Origin of the sequence: Streptomyces sp. NPDC050674, assembly GCF_040654575.1 — a bacterium.
Taxonomy (GTDB): Bacteria; Actinomycetota; Actinomycetes; order Streptomycetales; family Streptomycetaceae; genus Streptomyces.
Genome location: NZ_JBFAIG010000010.1, coordinates 1 through 20,216 on the forward strand (window position 1 = coordinate 1; position 20,216 = coordinate 20,216).

Below are 20,216 nucleotides of genomic sequence, written 5' to 3' on the forward strand. Positions count from 1 at the left end.
CCCGGTGCGGCGAGTGGGGGTACCCCCTGCTCGAAGAGCTTGGGGGAGCGTGCCAGGCGTCGCGGGGCAGGAGGGACTTTGCGGACACGGCCTAGTGCCTGTCAGCCCACCGTCAGCCGCCACAGTGACGTGATCTCGGCGGCCCGTGCGGCGTGCAGCGGATCGTCGGTGTCCCGCGCGCGTGGGTGCCGTGGGCGGGTGTCCAGGCGGCCGGCCACACGGAGCCCGGCCTCCTCGACGGCGTTCAGCAGCTCCGCCCGGCTGCGCAGTCCGAGCCGTTCGGCCAGGTCGGACAGCACGAGCCAGCCCTCGCCGCCGGGTTCCAGCCGGCCGGCGAGCCCGGCGAGGAACCCGTGGAGCATGCCGCCGCCGGCGTCGTAGACACCGAGGTCGAGGTCGGAGGCCGGCCGGGCGGGGATCCAGGGCGGGTTGCAGACGACGAGGTCGGCGCGTCCCTCGGGGTACAGCTCCGGCCCTTGGATCCGGACGCTCCCGTCCAGCCCCAGCCGGCGCACGGTGTCCCGGGCGCACTCCCGCGCCCGGGCGCTGACGTCGGTGCCCACGACCCGCCCGACACCGCGCCGGGCCAGCACGGCGGCGAGCACCCCGGTCCCGGTCCCCAGGTCGAAGGCCGTGCGCACGGCACCGCCACGGGGCAACGGGGTCCGGGCGACCAGGTCGACGTACTCGCTCCTGGTCGGCGCGAACACCCCGTAGTGCGGATGGATCCGCGCCTCCAGCGCCGGAACGTCCACGCCCTTCTCGCGCCACTGCCGGGCGCCGATCACCCCCAGCAGCTCACTCAGGGCGACGGCCACCGGACCCTCGGACGGCCCGTACGCCTCGGCGCACGCCCGGCGCACGTCGGGCGCCCGGCGCAGTCCGAGCCGGTGGCCCTCCTCCAGCAGGACGAGCACCTTGCCGAGCACGCGCGCCCGATGGGCACGGAACCGGCGGTGCAGATGAAAGGTCTCGGCCGGCGTGGCGGCCGTACCCGGCGCACTCCGGCCGACACGGCGGTCGAGCGCGCGCAGCAACTGGCGCGCGTTGTGGAAATCCCCGCGCCACAGCAGCGCGGTGCCCTCACAGGCCAGTCGGTGGGCGGCGGCGGCCCGCATGCCGTCGTCGGCGACGACGACGCGGCGGGGCAGGGGCAGGCCGGACTCAGAGTGCCAGCGGGCGGAACGGGGTCGAGCCTCGACCCAGTGGATCGTGGACACGGCGGACTCCTCGGAAGGTCGAACGTGAGCGAACGCGCGAAGTCACGAGGCGCACGTCACCGAGGACCATGCCGAGTGTCATCGACCGACCTTTCGAAGCAGGGGAGTTGCCGGCCGGACAGGATATGCGCAGGGGAGGTCCGGGGCGTACTCGCACGGGCGGCGAAGGCACGTCTTCGGACCGCCGGCCCGGGACGGGCACGGCCTCACGGCGCGGCCGGTGCGCCGTGCTCCGCCGCGGTCCTCGGAAGGGCCACCATCACCAGGGCCGCCACGAGGTAGAGCGCCGCCGAGACACCGAGGACGATGCCGAGCGCGGGTGCGTAGCCGGCCGGATCCGGTGCGCCGGACGGCGAACCGGTGACGGCGGCGAAGAAGACCGTGCCGAGCACGGCGATGCCGATGGCGCCGCCGATCTGGTGGACGGTGGACAGGACGCCGCCTGCCGCGCCCGCCTGGTGCCCGGGGACCCCGGCGAGGACGACGTTGACGAGGACGGGTGCGGCCAGGCCGAGGCCCAGTCCGCCGATGAACAGCCCCAGGGCGAGGAGCCAGTACCCGGGGTCGCCGCCGTCCCGGACGACGGCCAGGAGCACGAGCTGGGATGCCGCGATGGTGAGCGAGCCGGTGATCAGCAAGGCCCGGCCCGCCCTCGCGGCGAAGGCGACGCCCAGCCCTGAGGTGATGATCGAGCCGAGGGCGTAGGGCAGAATCACCAGGCCGGTCTCCCACGCGGTCCGGCCGGTGCCGGCCTGGAGGTAGACCGACAGGGTGAGGAAGAACGATCCGATGCCGCCGAAGAAGAGCACGGACGCGCCCAGGCCGACGGTGAACGCGCGGATCCTCAGCAGGGCCGGGTCGAAGGCGGGTTCTGCGCCGCTCCCGGCGAGCTTGCGCTCGTAGGCGAGGAAGAGCGTCAGCAGGACGACTCCGGCCGCGAGGAGGGCGTGGCTGACCGTGGTCCAGCCCCAGGTCTCGGTCTGGATGACCGGCAGCAGGACGAGCAGGATGCCCGAGGCCGCGAGCAGCGCCCCGGCGAGGTCCAGTCGCGCGGTGGAGGCGGAGCGGGATTCCGGCAGGACCTTCGCCCCGACGACGAGGGCGGCGATCGAGAGGGGCACGTTGATCCAGAAGATGGTGCGCCACCCCAGACCGAACAGGTCGGCCTCGACGAGGAGTCCGCCCAGCAGGGGGCCGGCGACCGCGGCGAGCCCCTGGACGGCCCCGTAGGCACCGAACGCCTTGGCGCGTCCGGCCGGGGCGAACGACGCCCGGATCACGCCGAACACCTGCGGGACCATCACCCCCGCGGCCAGTCCTTGCGCGGCGCGCGTCCCGATGAGCATCCCGGGATCGACGGCGAGTGCGCAGAGGGCGGAGGTGACCATGAAGGCGGCCAGGCCGATCAGGAACAGGCGCTTGCGGCCGTACTGGTCACCGAGCCGCCCGCCGGTGATCAGCCCCGCGCCCAGGGTGAGGGTGTAGGCGGCGATCGTCCACTGGATCTGCGCGGGCCCGGCTCCCGTGTCGCGGGCGATGGCCGGAGCAGCGACGGTGACGATCGTCGCGTCGACGAGGTCCATGAAGGAGCCGAACAGCACGACGAGGAGCGCCAGTCCGGCGCTCGCGCCGGAGATGTGTGCGGAGGGAGTGCCGGGGGCGGGTGTGCCCTCTCGGTGGGTCTGTGAAGCGGTCATGGCGGCCAAGGTCACACATATAGTTGCCACCGATCGGCCGCTTTGCGGGAGGGGGCGGGAGCATGGCGGTGACCTCCGCGCGCGCACTCAAACTGCTGTCGGTCTTCGGCATCGGCACGACCCTGACAGCGCGGGAGCTCGCGGAGAGGCTCGGCGTCTCCGTACGGACCGTGCGACGCGACATCGACACGCTCAGGGAGCTCGGGTACGAGATCGAGGCCGTGCGCGGGGCGGGCGGCGGTTACCGGCTCGGCCGCGCCACCCGCCTGCCGCCGGTCGTCTTCGACGAGGACCAGGCGATCGCCGCGGCCGTGGCGCTCCAGACCGTCCCCGCGGTCCTGTCCGGCATCCGCGAGAACGCGGCCCGCGCCCTCGCCACGCTCCAGCAGGCGATGCCCGCCCGCAGCCGTATCCGCACCGAGCCGTTCACCGTCTCCGCGGCGCGCAACTACTGGGAGTTCCCCGCGGCTCCCATCGACGCCGAGATCATCCGCTTCATCGGCGGCGCGATCAACCGCCGGCACCTCATGCGGGTGGACCACACCGGCGGGGAGGGCCTGACGACGCTGATGCTGGAGCCGCACGACCTCGTGGTGTGGGCGGCACGGTGGTATCTCGTGGCGTTCGAGCCGGAGGCGGACCAATGGCGCGCGATACGCGTCGACCGACTCGCACCGCGCATGCCCACGGGGATACCGTTCGGCCGCCGCGACGTCCCGCACGGCGATCCGGTCGCATTCGTCATGAGCACGCACGATCGCGGTGACACCCCGGCGCCATGGCCCTGCCGCGGGTCGGCACGCGTCGCACTGCCGGCGCCCGTCGTCGCCCGGTTCGCCCCCGGCGGGTCCACGGTCGAGCACGACACCGACTCCGGTTGCCGGCTCACGCTCGGTGCGTGGTCCTGGGCCGGGCTTGCGGGACTGCTCCTGACGTTCGACGCCGACGTCACGGACATCGAACCGGCCGAACTCAGGCAGGCGATGCGCTCCTTGCGCACCCGTATCGACGAAGGACTCGGGCGCGCCCCGTGAGCCCGCCCGGCCCGCGGACCCCTCAGCCCGTCACCGCCGTCCCCACCGCGCGCCGCCGGATCACCAGCGCCATCAACGCCGCCGCGGCGCACAGCGCCCCGGACGCGTACCACATCACGTCGTACGTTCCGAAGGTGTCGCGTGCGACGCCGCCCAGGAAGGCGACGGCGGCGGCGCCGACCTGGTGGGAGGCGAGGACCCAGCCGAAGACGATCGCGCTGTCCTCGCCGTACTGCTCACGGCACAGGGCCAGGGTCGGCGGGACGGTGGCGACCCAGTCGAGGCCGTAGAAGACGATGAAGAAGATCATCGGGGGGTGGACGGTGGGGCCCAGCAGGAGCGGCAGGAACATCAGGGACACGCCCCGCAGCGCGTAGTAGACCGCCAGCAGGCGGCGCGGCTCGAAGCGGTCCGTGAACCAGCCGGAGGCGATCGTGCCGATGACGTCGAAGACCCCGATGACCGCGAGCAGGGAGGCGGCGGCCTGGACGGGCATGTGCGCGTCGTGGGCCGCGGGGATGAAGTGCGTCTGGATCAGGCCGTTGGTGGAGGCGCCGCAGATGGCGAAGGTGCCGGCCAGCAGCCAGAACGGGCCGGTGCGCACGGCGGAGAGCAGGACGGTCACGGCCCGGCGGGCGGCACCGGGCACGGGCGGCGGCTTCGGCACGAACGCGGTGGCGCCGTAGGGCTTCTGGCCCACGTCCGCCGGGTGGTCGTGCAGCAGGAGCCAGACGAACGGCACGACCGCGAGCGCGGCGAGGGCGACCGTCACGGCCGCCGGGCGCCAGTCGTAGCGGTCGATGATCCAGGACAGCAGGGGCAGGAAGATCAGCTGGCCGGAGGCCGAGGCGGCGGTGAGGATGCCGCTGACCAGGCCGCGCCGCTCGGTGAACCAGCGGTTGGTGACCGTCGCCGCGAAGGCCAGCGCCATCGAGCCGGAGCCGAGACCGACCAGCAGGCCCCAGCACAGCATCAGTTGCCAGGCCGCGGTCATCCACACGGTGAGCCAGGAGCCGGCCGCGATCACGGTCAGGGCGACCGCGACGACCCGGCGGATGCCGAAGCGGTCCATCAGGGCCGCCGCGAAGGGGGCGGTCAGGCCGTACAGCGCCAGGTTCACCGAGACGGCGGCGCCGATCGTGCCGCGCGACCAGTCGAACTCCTGGTGCAGCGGGTCGATGAGCAGGCCCGGCACGGAACGGAAGGCGGCGGCGCCGATGATCGTCACGAAGGTGACGGCGGCGACGAACCAGGCGCGGTGCACCCGGGCACGGGTCGGCTTCGGCGGCTGCTGGACGGCCGCTGCTTCGGTTGTCTGGGTCACGACATAGAGCTTCCGGTCCGCGGGACGCTCCATCGAGTGGCCCGAAGGACAGCATTCGCTACGATCGGGCCATGAGCCGTGAGCCGGAGTTCCGCCCGCACCGCGTCGTCGTCCTCGCCCTGGACGGCCTGCTCCCCTTCGAACTGGGCATCCCGCACCGCATCTTCGGCCGCCCCAGGGACGCCCGCGGGCGCCTGCTGTACGAGGTCGTCACCTGCTCGGTGCGCCCGCCCGGCCCGGTGCGGACCGACGCGGACTTCGCCGTCCAGGTCGAGCACGGCCCCGAGGCCCTGGCCACCGCGGACACGGTGATCGTCCCCGCGTCGTACGAACTCGGTCCGGTCTTCGAGCAGGGCGTGCTCACCCGCGAACTGGCCGCCGCCCTCGCTCACATCCGCCCCGGCACCCGCCTCGCCTCCATCTGCACCGGGGTCTACGTCCTCGCCGCCGCCGGTCTGCTCGACGGCCGCCCCGCCACCACGCACTGGGCCGACGCCGACCGTTTCCAGCGCCTGTTCCCGCAGATCGAGGTCGACCCGGGCGTCCTGTTCATCGACGACGGCGACATCCTGACCTCGGCGGGCGTGGCGGCCGGCATCGACCTGTGCCTGCACATGGTGCGCCGCGACCACGGCGCGGCGATCGCCAACGACGTGGCCCGCCGCACGGTCGTGCCGCCGCACCGCGACGGCGGGCAGGCGCAGTACATCGCGCGGCCGGTGCCCGATCCGCAGCAGGCGTCCACCACCACCGCCCGCGCCTGGGCCCTGGGCCGCCTCCACGAGCCGATCCAGCTGCGCGACATGGCCGCGCAGGAGTCCATGTCGGTGCGCACCTTCACCCGCCGCTTCCGCGAGGAGACCGGCGTCAGCCCCGGCCAGTGGCTCACCCAGCAGCGTGTCGAGCGGGCCCGCCACCTCCTGGAGTCCACCGACCGCTCCGTCGACCGGGTCGCCCGGGACGCGGGCTTCGGCACGGCCCAGTCGATGCGCCAGCACCTCCAGACGGCCCTGGGCGTGACGCCCACCGCCTACCGGAGGACGTTCCGCGCGCAGCTCGACGGGGCCGGCGCTCTCAGAAGGTGAGCACCGCCCGCGCCACCCGTCCCGCCCGCGCGTCGGCCGCCGCCGTGTCGAAGTCCTCGACGGGGTAGGTCCGGGTGACCAGTTCGTCGAGCAGCAGCCGCCCCTGGCGGTACAGGCCGGCGTACAGGGCGATGTCCCGCTGGGGGCGGGAGGAGCCGTAGCGGCAGCCCAGGACGGACTTGTCGAGGTACATCGAGGAGACGCGGAAGGACGCCTCGGCCGTGGCGGGCGGGACCCCGAGCAGGATCGCCTGGCCGTGCCGGTCCAGGGAGTCGATCGCCTGCCGGATCAGCTCCACCCGGCCGACGCACTCGAAGGCGTGGTCCGCGCCCGTGGGCAGCAGGTCCCGCACACCGTCGGCCGAGGTGAGGAAGTCGGTCGCGCCGAAGAGGCGTGCCGTCTCCTCCTTCGCCGGGTTCGCGTCGACGGCCACGATCCGCCCGGCCCCCGCCAGCCGGGCCCCCTGGAGCACGTTCAGTCCGACGCCGCCCGTCCCGATGACCAGGACACTGTCACCGCTGTCCACCCGCGCCCGGTTGAGGACGGCCCCCACCCCGGTCAGCACCCCGCACCCGATGAGCGCCGCCGAAGTCAGCGGAACGTCGTCGGGGATCCGGACCGCCTGTACGGCCTTGACGACCGTGCGCTGCGCGAACGCCGAGCTGGACGCGAACTGGTGCACCGGCGAGCCCCGGTGGCCGAACGGCCGGCCCGGGCGCCCGATGGTCTGCCGGCACATGGTCGGCCGGCCCCTGTCGCACTGCGCGCACGTGCCGCAGTTCGCCAGGGTGGACAGCGCCACATGGTCCCCGGGCGCGACATGGGTGACGCCCCCACCGACCGCCTCCACGACCCCGGCCCCCTCATGGCCCAGCACCACGGGGACGGGGAAGGGTATGGTCCCGTCGACCACCGACAGGTCGCTGTGGCACAGCCCGGCCGCCGCGATCGCGACCCGCACCTCGCCCGGCCCCGGCTCGCGCACCTCCAGGTCCGTCACGACCCGGACCTGCTTCCCGTCGAAGATCACACCTCGCATCACACGGCCCCCTTGGGCTCCCTGGGCAGGCCGAGCACGCGCTCGGCGATGATCGTGCGCTGGATCTGGTCCGAGCCGCCGTAGATCGTGTCGGCCCGGGAGAAGAGGAACAGGTGCTGCGCGGCGTCCAGTTCGTACGGCGCCGAGGCGGACCAGTCGGCGGGGCCCACTCCGGCCGCCGCGCCCCGCACCAGCACCGCCAGCTCCCCGAGCCGCTGATGCCAGCCGGCCCACAGCAGCTTGGCCACGCTCGGGGCCCCCGCGTCACCACGGCCGCCCAGGGTGCGCAGGGCGTGCCAGCGCATCGTCCGCAGCTCGGCCCACTGCCGCACGAGCCGCTCCCGTACGACGGCATCGCGCACCGCGCCCGACTCGACGGCCGCCCGCACCACACCGGCCAGTTCCGCGGCGAACCCGATCTGCTGGGCCAGCGTGGACACGCCCCGCTCGAAGCCGAGCAGGCTCATGGCGACACGCCAGCCGTCGCCCTCGCCGCCGACGACGTGCTCCGCGTGGGCACCGTCGAAGTAGACCTCGTTGAAGTCGCTGGTGCCCGTCAGCTGGCGGATGGGACGGACCTCGATCCGGCCCGGCTGGTCCATGGGAACGAGGAGGAACGTCAGCCCGTGGTGGCGCACGGAGCCGGGTTCGGTCCTGGCCAGCACGAAACACCAGTCCGCCTCGTGCGCGAGCGACGTCCAGATCTTCTGCCCCGTGACGCGGTACGCCCCGCCGCCCGGCCCGCGCACGGCCGCGGTGCGCACACCGGCCAGATCCGATCCGGCGCCGGGTTCGCTGTAGCCCTGGCACCACAGTTCCTCCCCGGCGGCGATCGGCGGCAGGAACCGGGACTTCTGCTCGTCGGTGCCGTGGGCCAGGAGCGTGGGGGCGAGCAGGTTCTCCCCGATGTGCCCGGAGCGCGGGGGCGCGGCCGACCGGGCGTACTCCTCGGCCCAGACGACCTGCTGGGTGAGGGCCGCCCTGCGATTTCCGTAACCCTCCTCGCCCCAGCCGAGCCCGATCCACCCGGCGGCGCCGAGGGTGCGCTCCCAGGTGCGGCGGTCGGTCTCGCCCTTGACGTGCGTGGCCAGCCAGTCACGAGCTTCGCTGCGAAACGCGTCGTCCTCCGGCCCGAAGTCGAAGTCCATCAGGGTGCTCCTCTCGCCGGCGCCGCAGGGGCGAATCTCCTGAGGGGCGCGGGGAACTGCGCGAACGGCCACACTCCACCCGCACCCGCCCGTCCACCCCACTCCCCGAGCTACTGGGCGTTCGGCCGCTCCCCCCGCCCCGCCGCCCGCTCCATCTCCCGCACCCGTTCCAGCATCGGCATCGGATCCACCCCCACCGACCCGGGCAGGAACTCCGCGATCCTCTCCGCGGTCCACCCGCCGGGGGCGTACGCGGCGCGCAGTTCCCTCGGCTGCGCCCACACCGCGATCTTCGCCCCGGCCACCGTGTACACCTGCCCGGTGATCTCCCGCCGGGCGGCCGCGTCGGACAGCAGGTACACCACCAGCGCGGCGACGTCCTCCGGCTCCCCGATCTCGGCCAGTTCCACCGGCACTCCCGCCGACATCCGGGTCCGGGCGACCGGCGCCACCGCGTTCGCGGTCACCCCGTACTTGTGCAGCCCCAGCGCGGCGCTGCGCACCAGCGAGATGATCCCGCCCTTGGCGGCGCTGTAGTTGGCCTGGGACACCGACCCCTGGTGGTTGCCGCTGGTGAAGCCGATGAGCGTGCCGGAACGCTGTTTGCGCATCACCGCGGAGGCCGCCCGGAACACCGTGAACGTGCCCTTGAGATGCGTCGCGACGACCGGGTCCCACTCCTCCTCGGTCATGTTGAACAGCATCCGCTCCCGCAGGATCCCGGCGACGCAGACCACCCCGTCCAGCCGCCCGAACGAGGTCAGCGCCACGTCGACGACCCGCTGCCCGCCCGCCATCGTGGAGATGTCGTCGGCGACGGCCACGGCCGTGCCGCCCGTCGCCTCGATCTCCTTGACCACGGCCTCGGCGATCTCGCTCGTCGGCGAGCCGCCGTCGACCGAGACGCCGTAGTCGTTGACGACGACCCTCGCCCCCTCGGCCGCCGCCGCGAGGGCGACCGCCCGGCCGATGCCCCGCCCGGCGCCCGTGACGGCGACGACCTTGCCTGCCAAGAAGTTCCCCACGCCCGGCCCCTTCCCGTCCCACGGTTTCTGACGGACCGTTAGGTACTTCGTCACCGGATTCTACGACCCGTCAGATACGGGAAGACAAGCCCCGGGGAGGACTCATGTCGCTGCCGGACGTGTTCCACGACATCGCCAAGCGCGTGAACAACTGGGGCCGTTGGGGAGCCGACGACGAGATCGGCACCCTGAACCTGATCACCGACGAGGTCGTCAGGCGAGCCGCGGCGACCGTGCGCACCGGTCTGCGCATCCCGCTCGCCCTGCCCCTCCGGCAGGACGGCGTGCAGACCGGCATGATCCCCGGCCGGGTCGACCCACTGCACGCGATGGTGCAGATCAACCAGGAGATCTTCGGCCCGGGCACGGTCGCGTGCAGCGACGACGTCGTGACCATGGGACTCCAGGCCGCCACCCACTGGGACGCCCTGTCCCACGTCTCGCACGGAGGCCGGCTCTACAACGGCCGCCCCGCCGGCACCGTCACCGCGCACGGCGGAGCCGAGTTCAGCGGTATCGGCACCGTCCGGCACATCGTCTCCCGCGGGGTGCTGCTCGACGTGGCCCGGGCCCGGGGCACGGACCGGCTCGACGGCGGGTACGCGGTGACGCCCGAGGACCTGGAGGCCGCCGAGGAACTGGCGGGCACCCGGGTGCGGGCCGGGGACGTCGTGCTCGTACGGACCGGGCAGATCAGGGCCTGCCTGGCCGGGGACCGGCACGGCTACGCGCATCCGTCGCCGGGTCTTTCGATCCGTACGCCGCGGTGGTTCCACGCGCGCGACGTCGCGGCCGTCGCCAACGACACCCTGACCTTCGAGGTGTTCCCGCCGGAGGTGGCGGACCTCTGGCTGCCGGTGCACGCCCTGCACCTCGTCGAGATGGGCATGCCGCAGGGCCAGAACTGGAACCTCGAAGAGTTGTCCACAGCCTGTGGACAAGCGGGCCGCTACGCGTTCCTGCTGACGGCGACCCCCGAGCCGTTCACCGGGGCGACCGGCTCTCCGGTGGCGCCGGTCGCCGTGCTGTAGGCCCCGGCGCGGCCGGGCCGCCATCCCCTGAAGCTGGATGGCGGCGCCGCGCTGCTCGCCCCGAGCACGGCAGCGCGCGCCGCCACCCGACTCCGGCGCTCCCGCCCCGACTTCCTGGCCCCGAAGGAAGCCGACGCCGAATCACGACTCACACTCGACGAGGGCTGCCGTCCACCGAAGCCCTCGTCGTCCCCTCACGGCGAATCGCTGCTCACCAGCGTGAGCACATGGTCACGACGCGTCAACACCCGTTCGGTGAAATATCGCTTATGCGGCTTTTGCCGTGGGCGCGCACGGAAGCACATCCCGGCGCACCGCCGCATGCCGCGACGGCAACCGGCCGTCCGCCTGCATCCGTGCCCCGGCACCGCCGCACAGCCCCGCGGCATGTGCCGCCGCGCTACACCGCCTCGTAGGCCAGCCCCTCGAAGGCGGCCCCGCCGCCGTACGCCACCGCGCCGCCCCCGCACGACGCCGGCAGGCCGGGAGACTTCGCGCACCGGTCCAGTTCGCACCAGATGCGCTTGCCGGTGGCCTCGACGCTCCAGCCCCAGCGGTCGGCGAGCCCGTCGACGAGAGCCAGGCCCCGCCCGCCGGTCGCGTCGTCACCGGCGCACCGGGGCACGGGGGCCCGGCCGCTGCGGTCCGCGACCTCGAGACGGACGGTGGCCTCCTCCGTCACCACGGGAGGCAGGCACAGCCGCAGGACGGCGGGGCGGCCGGTGTGCACCACGGCGTTGGTGACGAGTTCGGAGACCAGCAGGATCAGCGTCTCGGCGAGGGGTTCGTCGGCCTGTATGCCGGACCCGGCCAGGCGGGAGCGGGCCCACCGCCGGGCTCGCCCCACTTCTGCTGGGTCGGGCCGGATCTCCAGCTGCACTTGAAGCACCTGCACCGCTCACACCATCCGAACCGGCGGACACTTAGGCTCGCGCCTCACGAGGGCCACGATCGTAGCCATTTTCTGCATGGCCAGAACAACGGCCGGGACAAGGATCACGGAACGTGAATCCCTTGTGGGACAGCATGGTTGACGTACAGTCACGCCAACAAGCGCTTCGGGCATATTCCAGCGCGAAGGAGTACCCGTGCGGCATACTGTGCGACGCTCGCCGCGGGCAGTCGAACAGGCCGCGCCACTGGGTCGCACTGCGCTCGGAGCCACTCGCATCTCACACAAGGTACCGGAGCGGGCCATCGACTCCAGGCCGTGACGAGTCACGCTGAGGACACAAGCCGGTATCAACGCTCCGTGATCCCGTCGTGCCACGATCCATGGCATCTCCCGGCGCCCGCGCGGCGATACCGCAGCCAGACGGTCTGTCAGGCCGCCCCGGGCGACAGAGCGGCCGCCAGCAACTCCTCACTCTCCGTGACACCGCCCGCACGTTGGGTTCGAACCCATGCGCGTTTCAAATGCAGGTGGACCTCGGACTCCCAGGTGAAGCCCATGCCGCCGTGCACTTGGAGACAGTCGCGGGCGCCGCGCACGGCGGCCTCGTCGGCGAGGAGCCGGGCCGCGGCGATGTCCGCCGGGTCGGCGGTGACGGCGGCCGCGTACACCGCGGCGCGGGCCGTCTCCACCCGGACCAGGATCCCCGCGCACAGGTGTGCCACCGCCTGGAACGCCCCGACCGGCCGGCCGAACTGTTCGCGGGCCCGGGCGTGTTGCGCCGCCAGGTCACCGACGCGCGCGGCGGTGCCGAGTTGCTCGGCGGCGGTGAGCAGGATCGCCACGGGGTCGGGGGCGGCGGCGTGCCCGTCGGGCGCGCGGTGCAGGGGGGTGAGCGGATCGACCGACCGCAGCGGCACGGCCCCGGTGGCGTCCCCGCGTACGACGTCCGCCTCCGCCAGCCACTCGACCAGCCCGCCGTCCACGGCCGTCACCACCGTCTCCCCGGTGGCCGCGCCCGGGACGGTACCGGCCGCCAGGTGAGTGGCGACGAGCGGCCCGGGCAGCAGCGCCCGCCCCGCCTCCTCGAACATCAACGCCGCCTCCGGCAGGCCCAGTCCCACCCCGCCGTCCGCCTCCGGCAGCCGCAGCGAGAAGAAACCGGCGTCCCCGAGGAGCCGCCACAGCCCCCGGTCCAGCCGCCCGGGGCCGGCCCCGGCCCCGGCAGCGTCCCGATCCGGCCGGGCAGCCGCACGACTCGCTCCCGGGTCGTCGCCGCCCGCGCCGTCGGCGGCCTCACCCGCCCCCACGGCCGCCCGCAGTGCCTGCGCGCCGAAGCGCCGGGTGAGCAGCAGCCGCACTCCCTCTTGCAGTGCGCGCTGGTCGTCGGTCAGGCGGAACCGCACCGCGTCTCACCGTCCTTTCGGCAGGCCGAGGAGGCGCTCGGCGATGATGCTGTGCTGGATCTGCGAGGTGCCGGCGGCGATGGTGTAGGAGAGGGAGGACAGCCGGTGCAGGGTCCACGGCCGGTCCAGGTCGAGGCAGTCGGGCCCCAGCACCTCGGCGGCGGCGTCGTAGAGCTCCTGGCGGGCGTGCGAGTAGCGGAGCTTGAAGACCGAGCCGGCGGCGCCCGGCACGCCACCCGAGGCCTCCGCCGCGCTCACGTTCCACTGCGTGAGCCGCCACAGCGCCCGGAACTCGGCGTTGAGCCTGCCCAGCCGGCGCCTGAGCACCGGGTCCTCCCAGCGACCGTTCTCGCGGGCCTCGGCGGCCAGTTCACCCAGCACCCGACGGCAGGCGACGACCTCGCCCGCGAAGGCCGTGCCCCGCTCGAAGGACAGCGTCACCATGGTCACGCGCCAGCCGTCGTTCTCCTCCCCGACCCGGTTCGCCACCGGCACCCGCACCTCGTCGAGGAACACCTCGGCGAACTCGGCCGACCCGGCGAGCGTGCGCAGCGGCCGTACGGTGATGCCGGGCGCGTCCATGGGCAGGGCGAGCCAGGTGATGCCCCGGTGCCTGGGCGCGTCGGGGTCGGTGCGGACCAACAGCTCGCACCAGTCGGCGACTTCCGCGTGGGAGGTCCAGATCTTGGAGCCGGTCACCACGTAGGAGTCGCCGTCGCGCCAGGCGCGCGTGCGCAGCGCCGCCAGGTCGGAGCCCGCCTCCGGTTCGCTGAAGCCCTGGCACCAGACCTCCTCGCCGCGCAGGATCGGCGGCAGCCAGCGCTCCCGCTGCCGCGCCGTGCCCTCGGCGGCGATGGTCGGGCCGGCGTGCAGCAGCCCCACGAAGTTGGCCCCCACGTAGGGCGCGCCGGCCTTCTCGGTCTCCTCCAGGAAGATCAGCCGCAGGGTGGGGGAGGCGCCCCAGTGGACGTCGGCGTATCCGGCGTCGTGGAGCCTGCGCTGCCAGCCGAGGTCGTACGCCCGCCGCCCGGGCCAGTCGTCGGGGGACGGCTCGGGCGGGAGGCCGGGGAGTGTGCGCGCGAGCCAGTCGCGCAACCGGGCCCGGAAGTCCTCCTCCTCGGGCGTGTACGACAGGTCCATCGGCGGTCCTCAGCGGTCCGAGTCCAGGTCCAGGCCGAGCATCCGGATGGCGTTGCCCCGCATCAGCTTGTACACCGTCTCGTCGTCGAGGCCCTTCACATGGTCGAGGGCGACCTCCTTGGTGTGCGGGAAGGTCGAGTCGACGTGCGGGTAGTCGGTCTCGAAGGTGGCGTTGTCCCGGCCGACCACGTCGATCGAGGCGACGCCGTGCTTGTCGCGGAAGAAGCAGCAGTACATCTGCCGGTAGTAGTACGTCGACGGCGGCTCGGGGACCGTCTCGCGCACGCCGCCCCAGGCGCGGTGCTCCTCCCACACGTCGTCGGCGCGCTCCAGGGCGTAGGGGACCCAGCCCATCTGGCCCTCGGAGTAGGCCAGTTTGAGGCGCGGGAAGCGCACCAGGACCCCGCTGAAGAGGAAGTCCATCATCGAGGCCATCGCGTTGTTGAAGCTGAGGGAGGCCTGGACGGCGGGCGGGGCGTCGGGGGAGGCGGCCGGCATCTGCGAGGACGATCCGATGTGCATGTTGACGACCGTCCCGGTCTCCTCGCAGACGGCGAAGAACGGGTCCCAGTAGCCGGAGTGGATGGACGGCAGGCCCAGGTGGGTGGGGATCTCGGAGAAGGTCACCGCCCTGACCCCGCGCGCGGCGTTGCGGCGGATCTCCGCGACCGCGAGGCCCACGTCCCACAGCGGGATCAGGCACAGCGGGATGAGCCGCCCGCCGCTGTCGCCGCACCACTCCTCGACCATCCAGTCGTTGTAGGCGCGCACACAGGCGAGGGCGACCTCCTTGTCGTGCGCCTCGGCGAAGGTCTGCCCGCAGAACCGGGGGAAGGTGGGGAAGCAGAGGCTCGCCTCGACATGGTTGAGGTCCATGTCCTTCAGCCGTTCCTTCGGGTCCCAGCACCCGGGCCGCATCTCCGCGCGGGTGATGCCCTCCAGGGTCATCTCGTCCCGGTCGAAGCCGACGGCGGCGATGTTGCGCTTGTACGGGAACTTCAGATCCTCGTAGATCCACCAGTCGGTGGGCTGGCCGTCCGGGTCCATGGTGATCCGGTACTTGCCGCCGACGTAGGCGAGTTCACCGATCCCGGCGGTCAGCGCCTTGGGCCCGCGCTCGCGGTACCTGGCCGGCAGCCAGGTCTCGAAGAGGTGGGCGGGCTCGATCACGTGGTCGTCGACGCTGATGATGCGGGGCAGTTCGGTGGCCATGGGTCCCCTCCGCCGGACGGTGCTCATCTGATGCTCCGTCAGATAGCATCGCATCTGACGACCCGCCAGCCAAGCGGTATCCAAGGAGCAGGGGGCAGCAGTGAACGACACCCCGCACGCCCTGAGTGCGTCCCGCACCCTGTGGGAGCTGGTCACCCGCCGCGCCGCTCTCACCCCCGACCGGCCGCTGTTCCTCCAGGACGGCCGCACGCTCACCTTCGAGGGCCTGCGCGCGCGTGCCGAGCGGGTCGCGGCCGGGCTGCACGGCATGGGCGTACGCCCCGGCACCGTGGTGGCCTGGCAGTTGCCCACCCGTATCGAGACGGCCGTGCTGTCCTTCGCCCTGGCCCGGCTCGGCGCCGTGCAGAGCCCGCTGATCCCCTTCCACCGGGACCGCGAGGTCGGCTTCGCGCTGCGCGAGTCCCGGGCGGAGTTCTTCGCCGTGCCGGGCCTCTGGCGCGGTTTCGACCACGCGGAGATGGCCCGCCGGCTGGGCGCGAAGGGCGTCTTCGAGGCCTACGGCGACCTGCCCGACGGCGACCCCTCCGTGCTGCCTCCCCCGCCCCGTGACGGCACCGCCGTCCGCTGGATCTACTGGACGTCCGGCACCACCTCCGAACCCAAGGGCGTGCTGCACACGGACCGTTCACTGCTCGCGGGCGGCTCCTGCCTGGCGCACGCGCTGCGCCCCTCGGCGGACGACGTGGGCTCGATCGCCTTCCCCTACGCCCACATCGGCGGGCCCGACTACACCGTGATGCTGCTGCTGTACGGCTTCCCGGCGGTGCTGTTCGAGCAGTTCGCGCTGCCGGAGGCGCTGGAGGCCTACCGCGCGCACGGGGTGACCATGGCCGGCGGGTCGACGGCGTTCTACTCGATGTTCCTGGCCGAGCAGCGCAAGCGGCCGGGCACGCCCGTGGTGCCGACCCTGCGGCTGCTGGCGGGCGGCGGGGCGCCCAAGCCGCCGGAGCTGTACCACGCCGTGGAGCGGGAGATGGGCGTGCGACTCACCCACGGCTACGGCATGACCGAGGTGCCGATGATCACCATGGGAACACCGGACGACAGCCCCGAGCTGCTGGCGACGACCGAGGGACGGCCGCCGGAGGGCATGGAGATCCGGGTCGTGGACGGGGAGGTGCGGCTGCGCGGGGAGGCCGTGTGCCGCGGGTACCTGGACCCGGGGCACACGGCTCAGGCCTTCGACGAGGACGGCTTCCTGCGCACCGGCGACCTGGGGCACCTGACGGAGACCGGGCACCTGGTGCTCACCGGCCGCCTGAAGGACGTGATCATCCGCAAGGGCGAGAACATCTCGGCCCGGGAGATCGAGGACCTGCTGCACCGGCACCCGGCGGTCGGCGACGTGGCGGTGATCGGGCTGCCGGACGCCGAACGCGGGGAGCTGGTGTGCGCGGTGGTGGAACAGCCCCCGGGCTCCGAGGCGTTGACGCTCGCGGGCGTGACCGCCTTCCTGCGCGCCGAGGGGCTGTCGGTGCACAAGCTGCCCGAGCGGCTGGAGGTGGTGGACGCCCTTCCGCGGGGCGAGACCCTGCGGAAGGTGCTGAAGTACCGGCTCCGCGCGCGCTTCGCGGGCATGTGAGACCGCTCGGGCGCGCGGCCCCGCTCGGGCTATTCGGGCACGGTGAAGTAGCGGGCGAAGGCCGGGACGACCTCGGCCTCGCCGACCTTGCCGTCACCGTCCCCGTCGAGCGCGGCGGCGGCCGGCCGGGCGGCATCCTCGGGGACGCCGAGACACTTCAGGACGCGTGCGGCCTCCTCGACCGTCGCGGCACCGTCACCGTCGGTGTCGGCGACGTCCAGGGCCGCGTGCAGGAAGGGGCGGGCGATCTCGGCGAACCGGTCGGGGTTGTCGCGCAGGCGCTTGACCGCGCCGTTGACGAACTCCTCGCGCGTGATGCGCTGGTCGCCGTCACGGTCCGCCATCCCGGCCATGCCCTGCCAGAAGGCCTCGGCACCGCCGTACAGGGCCTGCCCCTTGTCGGACCGGGCCGCCACTGCGAACTCCGCCAGGAGCCCCTTGGCCGCGCCGTAGAAGTCCTCGCGGTCGATGTAGCCGTTGCCGTCCTGGTCGAAGGTGGCGAACCGGGCGGCGATCCTGCGCTCGTACTCGCTGCTGACCATGTCTCTTTCGGGCCGCCTTACGTCGGGTGGGGTGGGTCTCGGTCGGAGCGTACGACGGAGGGAGCCGTTCGGGCGTGGAAAAACGTCACTTCAGCCAAGACCGGGGGAATTCCGGGACAACGGTGTGCCGGAACGGCGACACTCGGCCGCCCGTGCCTCACCGCCCCGTCACGCGGACAGGGGTTCGCCCTCGTCGCCCAGGGCCGCGTCCACATCGCCGTACACGTCGAACAGCCTGCGGACGCCCAGCGCGCCGAGGACCCGGTTGACGTGGGAGCCGTCGGCCGCGCCCCGGGCTGGCAGCACCAGGCGCAGCCGGCCCTGGCAGGAGCGGATCAGCCGGCGGGCCGCGATGAGCACACCGACACCGCTGGAGTCGCAGAAGAACACCTCGGACAGATCCAGGACGAGACAGTGGTGTCCCTCGGCGACCACGTCGTGCACACGCTGACGCAGCACCGGGGATGTCACCAGATCCAGCTCGCCCGACACCTGGAGCACGGCCCATTGGCCCTGCTCACCGCCGGTCACTTTGAAGGTCACCACCACGCCCCTCGCTCGCCAGAACGGAAGCAGTCCCTACGCTTCCTTGCAGCGCGGCTGCCCAGCGGGCGTTTCCCCGAAACGCAACCCGAAAAACGGATCCCCCGCGGAAGAGGCTTGTTTTAGTCGAGTTCGATCCTGTTCGATCCTCTTCAGTCAGGTCTGATCGGAGAGTTCATGGGTAGGCGCGAGCCCAAAGGCACCCGGTGCGAGCGCCGGTGGTCCTCTACCACCTGCGGCCGGTCAGGGGGCGCACATTGCCACAAAGGGGCGTGCGCTACCGGACGTGCCGACTACATTCGAGGAGACGTCGGGCACAGGCTGGACAGGGCACGCGCGCGGGACACGAGCAGGGGGTGAGGGGGCCGCATGGCGAAAAAGGACGTACCGCCGCGCTGGGACCGCAAGATGCAGCAGCGGCTCGCCCGCGGAGAGGCGGCCGCCCTCGGTGAGCTCTACGACCGGTTCGCCTCCCTGGTGCACGGCCTGGCCCACCGCGTGCTCGGCGACGAACACGCCGCCGATCGCGTCACCCGCGAGGTCTTCCTCCACGTCTGGGAGCATCCCGACACCTACGACCCCAAGCAGGGCCCGCTGCGCACCTGGGTCGCCACGCTGACCCACCGGCTGGCGGTGCAGCGGCTGCGCGCCACCGAGACCGCCGCCCTCGCCCGCGACGGCGCCGGCACCGCGGAGGAACTGGAGCACCGGGTGCGCCGCGCCTCGGTCGCCGCCCGCGCCGACTACATCGTCCAGTCCATGCCGGTCCCGCTGCGCTCGGCCCTGGAACGGGCCTACTTCCAGCGCCGCGACTACCGCCAGACCGCCGCCGACCTCGGCATCACCGAGGACGAGGCCCGCCGCCGGCTGCGCCTGGGCCTGCAACTGCTCTCCACCGCCCACGAGACCGAGGCACCGGGCGCACCGCCCGGATTCGGGGGTGCGGTGTGAACGGGCCCGAGCGGTTCGAGGCGTACGACGGCGGCGAGGAGGACGGCCGCGAGGAGCAGGGCAGCCGGCGGGACGGGGACGGCGCCCGGGACGACGGCGGCGACGCCCCGGAGCCCGGACGCCCGCCGCGCATCCCCATGCCCCGGGTCTCCGTCGAGGACGGCGGACTGCCGCTGCCCACGCCGCCGCCCGCACCGCCCGTCTTCGAGCACGCCGTGCTCAAGGCCCTGCTCGGCGCCTGGGCGCTGGCCGCCTGCTCGGCCGAGGAGGCCACGGCCGTCGAGGAGCACCTCGGCGAGTGCGGCGACTGCGCCGACGAGGCCCGGCGGCTGCGCCAGGCGGTCGGACTGCTGCACCGCTCCGAGAGTCTCGACCTGGACCCCGGACTGCGCACCCGCGTCCTTCAGACCTGCCTGGAGCGGCGCCCGCCGCGCATCCCGGTACCGGAGTGGGCGGCCGCCTACGACGCCGAGACCGCGCGCTTGGACGCGCTGCTCCAGGACTTCGGCGACGCCGAGTGGCACGCGCCGGTACGGCTGCGCTGGTTCCGCTCCGACGAGCCGACCAGCCGCCGCACCACGGTCGCCGGGGTCATCGCGCACCTGCTCAGCGTCGACGGCCTGGTGGCGGTCGCGCTCGGCCTGGACGATCCGCTGGGCGACGCCCCGCCCCGGCACCCGACTCCGGCGGCCCGCACCGAGGCGTTCTGGCGCGCCTCGCACTTCCCGCCCTCCCGCTTCCTGCGGGCGCCCTGGCGGGAACAGAGCCACAACCTCGTGCGCACGGTGTCCTTCACGGACGGCGGTGGCCGGCTGCCCGTGTCCTACGGCGACTTCGAGCTGCCCCTGCACGACGCGATGCTCGACCGCGCCTTCGAGTGCTGGGTGCACGCGGAGGACATCGCCGACGCGGTCGACTACCCCTACGACCCGCCCTCGCCGCGCCATCTGCACCGCATGATCGACCTGGCGGCCCGGATGCTGCCGACGGCCCTGGCCCACCGCCGCCGGGCCGGGCTGGCCTCCCCCGCCCACCACCGCCACCTGGTCGCGGCGGGCGAACCGGGCCGCAGCCTCCGCCTGGAGATCGAGGGCTCGGGCGGCGGCGAGTGGCTGATCCCGCTGGACTCCCCCGCGGCGAAGGGCTCCGCCGAGCACGAGGTGGCCCATGTGGCCCTGGACGGCGTCGAGTTCTGCCGCCTGGCCGCCGGCCACGTCCCTCCGCAGGAGGCGGCGGCAGGCCAGGTGGGAGACAAGGAGGCGATCAGGGACGTCCTGTTCGCGGCCGCCTCACTGAGCAGGATGTGAGCGGCTCAGGGGCGCCG

Annotated in this window: 18 protein-coding genes; 6 read left to right on the plus strand and 12 right to left on the minus strand. The window is 73.2% G+C overall.

Translation table 11 applies throughout. From position 1 onward, the window contains the following. Nucleotides 1-101: 101 nt before the first annotated feature. Together AB0I06_RS17855 and AB0I06_RS17860 are read right to left on the minus strand one after the other, a co-directional pair. Nucleotides 102-1,220, minus strand: coding sequence for a class I SAM-dependent methyltransferase (locus AB0I06_RS17855; RefSeq protein ID WP_363119756.1), 1,119 nt, complete (start codon nt 1,218-1,220; stop codon nt 102-104). A 206-nt stretch (nt 1,221-1,426) separates the two neighbouring features. Next, nucleotides 1,427-2,917 carry an MFS transporter gene (locus tag AB0I06_RS17860; RefSeq protein WP_363119757.1) on the minus strand — a complete coding sequence of 497 codons (1,491 nt, stop codon included), beginning with the start codon at nt 2,915-2,917 and terminating at the stop codon, nt 1,427-1,429. A gap of 62 nt (nt 2,918-2,979) precedes the next feature. Here AB0I06_RS17860 and AB0I06_RS17865 point away from each other — a divergent pair, with 62 nt between their 5' ends. Next, entirely contained in the window at nt 2,980-3,951 is a 972-nt protein-coding gene (locus AB0I06_RS17865; protein ID WP_363119758.1) for a WYL domain-containing protein, read from the plus strand. 22 nt (nt 3,952-3,973) lie between these two features. Here AB0I06_RS17865 and AB0I06_RS17870 read toward each other — a convergent pair whose 3' ends face one another. Next, the gene (locus AB0I06_RS17870) at nt 3,974-5,275 is read right to left on the minus strand and encodes an MFS transporter (protein ID WP_363119759.1); all 1,302 of its coding nucleotides are present in this window, start codon (nt 5,273-5,275) and stop codon (nt 3,974-3,976) included. Between the two features lie 71 nt (nt 5,276-5,346). On the opposite strand from AB0I06_RS17870, the gene AB0I06_RS17875 reads away from it, so the two are divergent. Next, nucleotides 5,347-6,360: a helix-turn-helix domain-containing protein gene (locus AB0I06_RS17875; RefSeq protein WP_363119760.1), complete on the plus strand. Its 1,014-nt coding sequence runs from the start codon at nt 5,347-5,349 to the stop codon at nt 6,358-6,360. On the opposite strand, the gene AB0I06_RS17880 is transcribed toward AB0I06_RS17875, so the two are convergent. From AB0I06_RS17880 to AB0I06_RS17890, 3 genes are all read right to left on the minus strand, one after another. Further along, on the minus strand, nt 6,350-7,399 hold the full coding sequence (locus AB0I06_RS17880; protein ID WP_363119761.1) for a Zn-dependent alcohol dehydrogenase: 1,050 nt from the start codon (nt 7,397-7,399) through the stop codon (nt 6,350-6,352). The two genes, AB0I06_RS17875 and AB0I06_RS17880, sit on opposite strands and share 11 nt — an antisense overlap. Continuing rightward, a complete protein-coding gene (locus AB0I06_RS17885) occupies nt 7,399-8,547 on the minus strand; it encodes an acyl-CoA dehydrogenase family protein (protein WP_363119762.1) in 1,149 nt (382 codons plus the stop codon). The genes AB0I06_RS17880 and AB0I06_RS17885 overlap by 1 nt, the downstream gene beginning before the upstream one ends. 110 nt (nt 8,548-8,657) lie before the next feature. Continuing rightward, nucleotides 8,658-9,572, minus strand: coding sequence for an SDR family NAD(P)-dependent oxidoreductase (locus AB0I06_RS17890; protein WP_363119763.1), 915 nt, complete (start codon nt 9,570-9,572; stop codon nt 8,658-8,660). A gap of 104 nt (nt 9,573-9,676) precedes the next feature. On the opposite strand from AB0I06_RS17890, the gene AB0I06_RS17895 reads away from it, so the two are divergent. Continuing rightward, the gene (locus AB0I06_RS17895; RefSeq protein WP_363119764.1) at nt 9,677-10,603 is read left to right on the plus strand and encodes a cyclase family protein; all 927 of its coding nucleotides are present in this window, start codon (nt 9,677-9,679) and stop codon (nt 10,601-10,603) included. A gap of 400 nt (nt 10,604-11,003) precedes the next feature. Here AB0I06_RS17895 and AB0I06_RS17900 read toward each other — a convergent pair whose 3' ends face one another. The 4 genes from AB0I06_RS17900 to AB0I06_RS17915 form a co-directional block, all read right to left on the minus strand. Beyond that, nucleotides 11,004-11,483 (minus strand): ATP-binding protein, encoded by a 480-nt coding sequence (locus tag AB0I06_RS17900; RefSeq protein WP_363119995.1) that lies wholly within the window; start codon nt 11,481-11,483, stop codon nt 11,004-11,006. Between the two features lie 443 nt (nt 11,484-11,926). Then, nucleotides 11,927-12,901 carry an acyl-CoA dehydrogenase family protein gene (locus tag AB0I06_RS17905; RefSeq protein ID WP_363119765.1) on the minus strand — a complete coding sequence of 325 codons (975 nt, stop codon included), beginning with the start codon at nt 12,899-12,901 and terminating at the stop codon, nt 11,927-11,929. Between the two features lie 6 nt (nt 12,902-12,907). Further along, nucleotides 12,908-14,041: an acyl-CoA dehydrogenase gene (locus AB0I06_RS17910; RefSeq protein ID WP_363119766.1), complete on the minus strand. Its 1,134-nt coding sequence runs from the start codon at nt 14,039-14,041 to the stop codon at nt 12,908-12,910. A 9-nt stretch (nt 14,042-14,050) separates the two neighbouring features. Beyond that, a complete protein-coding gene (locus AB0I06_RS17915; protein WP_363119767.1) occupies nt 14,051-15,253 on the minus strand; it encodes an amidohydrolase family protein in 1,203 nt (400 codons plus the stop codon). A gap of 100 nt (nt 15,254-15,353) precedes the next feature. Here AB0I06_RS17915 and AB0I06_RS17920 point away from each other — a divergent pair, with 100 nt between their 5' ends. Continuing rightward, nucleotides 15,354-16,856, plus strand: a complete 1,503-nt coding sequence (locus AB0I06_RS17920; protein WP_363119768.1) for an AMP-binding protein — start codon at nt 15,354-15,356, stop codon at nt 16,854-16,856. Between the two features lie 29 nt (nt 16,857-16,885). Here the strand turns inward: AB0I06_RS17920 and AB0I06_RS17925 are convergent, their stop codons facing one another. Together AB0I06_RS17925 and AB0I06_RS17930 are read right to left on the minus strand one after the other, a co-directional pair. Then, entirely contained in the window at nt 16,886-17,398 is a 513-nt protein-coding gene (locus tag AB0I06_RS17925) for an EF-hand domain-containing protein (RefSeq protein WP_363119769.1), read from the minus strand. A gap of 168 nt (nt 17,399-17,566) precedes the next feature. Further along, nucleotides 17,567-17,947, minus strand: a complete 381-nt coding sequence (locus tag AB0I06_RS17930; protein ID WP_363119770.1) for an STAS domain-containing protein — start codon at nt 17,945-17,947, stop codon at nt 17,567-17,569. A 363-nt stretch (nt 17,948-18,310) separates the two neighbouring features. Here AB0I06_RS17930 and AB0I06_RS17935 point away from each other — a divergent pair, with 363 nt between their 5' ends. Together AB0I06_RS17935 and AB0I06_RS17940 are read left to right on the plus strand one after the other, a co-directional pair. Further along, entirely contained in the window at nt 18,311-18,892 is a 582-nt protein-coding gene (locus AB0I06_RS17935; protein ID WP_363119771.1) for a sigma-70 family RNA polymerase sigma factor, read from the plus strand. Continuing rightward, complete coding sequence (locus tag AB0I06_RS17940; protein WP_363119772.1) at nt 18,889-20,199, plus strand: maleylpyruvate isomerase N-terminal domain-containing protein; 1,311 nt, start codon at nt 18,889-18,891, stop codon at nt 20,197-20,199. Before AB0I06_RS17935 ends, AB0I06_RS17940 begins: the two co-directional genes overlap by 4 nt. Nucleotides 20,200-20,216 lie beyond the last annotated feature (17 nt).